The sequence below is a fragment of the Actinoallomurus vinaceus genome, assembly GCF_039542055.1.
Classification (GTDB): Bacteria; Actinomycetota; Actinomycetes; order Streptosporangiales; family Streptosporangiaceae; genus Actinoallomurus; species Actinoallomurus vinaceus.
Genome location: NZ_BAABHK010000044.1, coordinates 1 through 3,629, shown reverse-complemented (window position 1 = coordinate 3,629; position 3,629 = coordinate 1). Strand labels below are relative to the sequence as shown.

Sequence of the window (3,629 nt, the reverse complement as noted above, 5' to 3'; positions counted from 1 at the left end):
AGGGCTCATTGAACACGGGCACGCATACAGGGACGCTATGGACCTCATCCGGTCAGTTGCTGGCGACTGCGACCTTCACCGGCGAGTCGGCGTCAGGCTGGCAGCAGATGAACTTCACGGCACCGGTCGCCATCGCTGCCGACACTACGTATGTTGCTTCCTATCACACGACGTCCGGGCGGTATTCGGTAAGCCGTCCGTATTTCACCTCTCAATACGTGAACGGGCCGCTCACTGCGCTGGCTAACGGTGCCGAGGAGGGCAACGGCGTCTATACGTATGGCGCCAGCAACTCCTTCCCGAGGAGTACCTACCAGGCCAGCAACTACTGGGTCGACGTGAGCATCACATTCTCGGCCGGGAGTGTCCGGCGCTCCCTCCGGCCCTCGTCCGGCGAGGCTTCCGAACGCGACGGCCGCAGCCAACAGTGTGGACCCTGCGGGTTGGTTCGCCGGGCGGATCGGGGCGTGTGAGCCGGATCTGCTGCGGCAGATGGTCAAGACGCTCCACCGCCTTCCCGCGCGAGATCTGGCGGCAGATCTGGATGTGACCGAGGACTAATAAATTGAGCAGATCGAAGGTGCGAGACGGTGCGAACAGGCGAGGGCTATCGCGGAGGCGGCGCCTGAGGCTCTGGATCGCTTGCGGGAACAGTCTGGTCGTCCTGCTCTGTCTGTTCCGCGGCGTTTCCAGTCCTTCGCGCGCGTCCACACCCAAGCCTGCTGAGCACGTCTCTCAGGTCGTGAGTGGTTCGCGGACACCACCGGCGTCGTCATTGAGAAACGTACCGGTCGCCGCGTCCGCCGACATGCGCTCAGCCCTTCCCGCACCACCCCTGAGAAACAGCCGAATTGCCAAGAGCGGAGCTCGCGCTCGTAGAGCGGCCTGCCCGCCGACGTCAGTCATCTGCATCGAGAACAGCCTTCCTGGCAACCCGCCAAGCGAATGGGATATCTCCGGAGCAGGTTCCCCAAATATCCAGGGATATGCCACTCAAATGAGTGTCGCCCAGGGGGAGACCGTGCAATTCAAGGTGAAGACTCCCTCGACCGGCTATCGCCTGGACATCTATCGCATGGGCTACTACAGCGGCCTGGGAGCACGCCTGATCGCTACGGTTCAGCCGTCCGCCGCCCTGCCGCAGACGCAGCCGGATTGTCTGACAGACAGCACGACCGGCCTGATCGACTGTGGCAACTGGGCGGTATCAGCCTCATGGGCTGTGCCGGCGAGCGCGGTCTCCGGCGTCTACATCGCGAAGCTGGTGCGTGAAGACGTGACCGGTGAGGCCAGCCAGATCATCTTCGTCGTCAGGGACGACACACGTCACTCGGATTTTCTGGTGCAGACGTCTGATGCCACGTGGCAGGCGTACAACTCCTACGGCGGCAACAGCCTCTATACAGGTGCCCCGGCGGGCCGGGCGTTCAAGGTCAGCTACAACCGTCCGTTCACGACCCGAGAAAGCTCTGTGTACAGCTGGTTCTTCGATTCCGAATATCCGATGGTCAGATGGCTCGAGGCGAACGCGTTCGACGTGAGCTACACCACCGACGTGGACACCGCCATGCGGGGAGCGGAGATTCTCGAGCACAAGGTCTTCATGTCCTCCGGCCATGACGAATACTGGTCCAACGAGATGCGGGACAACGTGCAGAACGCTCGCGGCAACGGCGTGAACCTCACCTTCTTCTCCGGAAACGAAGTCTTCTGGAAGACCAGATGGGAGAACAGCATCGCGGACGGCACCTCGTTCAGGACACTCGTCTGCTACAAAGAGACGCTCGCGAACAACATGAGGCTCGATCCGACTTCGACGTGGACGGGGACGTGGCGAGATCCGCGTTACTCCCCACCGGCGGACGGAGGGCGCCCGGAGAACGCACTGACAGGCACGCTGTTCATGGTCAACGGGGTCGCCAACGATTCGATACAGGTCCCCGCTGAGTTCAGCGACATGCGGTTGTGGCGCAACACGTCGATCGCCAATCTTCCTCCCGGCCAGACGGCGACCTTTCCCGCAGGAACGCTGGGGTACGAGTGGGACGAGGCTCCCGACGACGCAACCGCACCGCCCGGACTGGTCAGGTTCTCGAGAACGACCGTGAGCACGGACACCAGATTCCTGCTCAACTACGGGAGCCAATACGGCGCTGGGACCGCCACACACAGCCTGGTGCTTTACCGAGCTTCCAGCGGAGCGCTCGTCTTCGGAGCGGGGACCACCCAGTGGGCGTGGGGGCTCGACGCAGTTCACGATCGGGCCGGAAGCCCGACGGACATCAATATGCAGCAGGCGACGGTCAACCTCTTCGCTGACATGGGCACTCAGCCGGCCAGCCTACAGCCCGGCCTGGTGCCGGCGACCCAGTCGACGGACACGTCTCCACCGACGTCAACGATCATCAATCCGTCGAGCGGTGCCGGTGTGGCCGCGGGAAGGGTGGTCACTATTCAGGGAACGGCTAGCGATACCGGGGGCGGCGTCGTCGGGGGTGTGGAAGTCTCGTTCGACGGCACACGATGGTTCCACGCGATCGGCCGAAGCGCCTGGCAGTACCAATGGACGCCCACCAGCGCTGGACCCGTGACGATCAGGGTTCGCGCAGTCGATGATATCGGCAACATCCAGACGAATCCGACCACAGTGAACGTGACCGTAGGCGGGATATGTTGCACGCTTTGGTCGTCAACGACTGTCCCAGACGTGGAGGCGAGTAACGATTCCCAGGCCGTAGAAGTAGGGGTGAAGTTCAAGGCCACCACCTCTGGCCAAATCACCGGAATCAGGTTCTACAAGGGCGCGGCCAACACGGGGACGCACGTCGGCCATCTATGGAATTCTACAGGGACGCTACTCGCGGAAGCAACCTTTACCAATGAAACAGCAAGCGGCTGGCAGCAGGTGAATTTCTCTACCCCGGTGGTAGTCAGTGTGAACACCACATATGTCGCATCTTATCATACGCCGGGCCATTATGCCATGTCGCGGCCGTACTTCACCAACCCATATAATAACTATCCTTTGACCGCGCCGGCGAGTGCTGATTCTGGCGGGAACGGTGTGTATGCCTACGGTGCCACGAACACGTTCCCCACGGGGAGCTACCAGTCCACCAACTACTGGGTCGACGTGGTGTTCACGCCAACTTCCAGCCTGTGGGACGACACGGCTGTTCCAGCTGTCCAGTCGTATCCCGATGCTCACCCGGTCACGCTCGGGGTGAAGTTCACGGCGTCTGTGAATGGTTCCATCAGTGGTATCCGGTTCTACAAGGGTTCGCTGAATACGGGCACTCACGTGGGAAGCCTGTGGAGCGCGAGCGGGACGTTGCTGGCGACTGCGACCTTCACCGGCGAGTCGGCGTCAGGCTGGCAGCAGATGAACTTCTCCGCCCCGGTGGCGGTGACGGCGAATACTACGTATGTAGCGTCTTATTTCACGTCGTCGGGTAATTATTCTGTGACGCAGGCGTATTTCACCAGTGCGCACATCAATGGTCCTTTGACCGCGCCGGCGAGCGCTGATTCTGGCGGGAACGGCGTGTACGCCTACGGTGCCACGAACACGTTCCCCACGGGGAGCTACCAGTCCACCAACTACTGGGTCGACGTGGTGTTCACGCCAG

The 3,629-nt window shown here is 61.8% G+C and carries 2 protein-coding genes; both read left to right on the top strand.

Going from position 1 to position 3,629, the window contains the following annotated elements:
- Positions 1-473 (top strand): DUF4082 domain-containing protein (locus ABEA24_RS53245; protein ID WP_345444729.1); only part of this gene is annotated, 473 nt, incomplete at its 5' end.
- A 524-nt stretch (positions 474-997) separates the two neighbouring features.
- On the top strand, positions 998-3,629 hold a 2,632-nt coding region (locus ABEA24_RS53240; RefSeq protein ID WP_345444726.1), incomplete at its 3' end, for a DUF4082 domain-containing protein.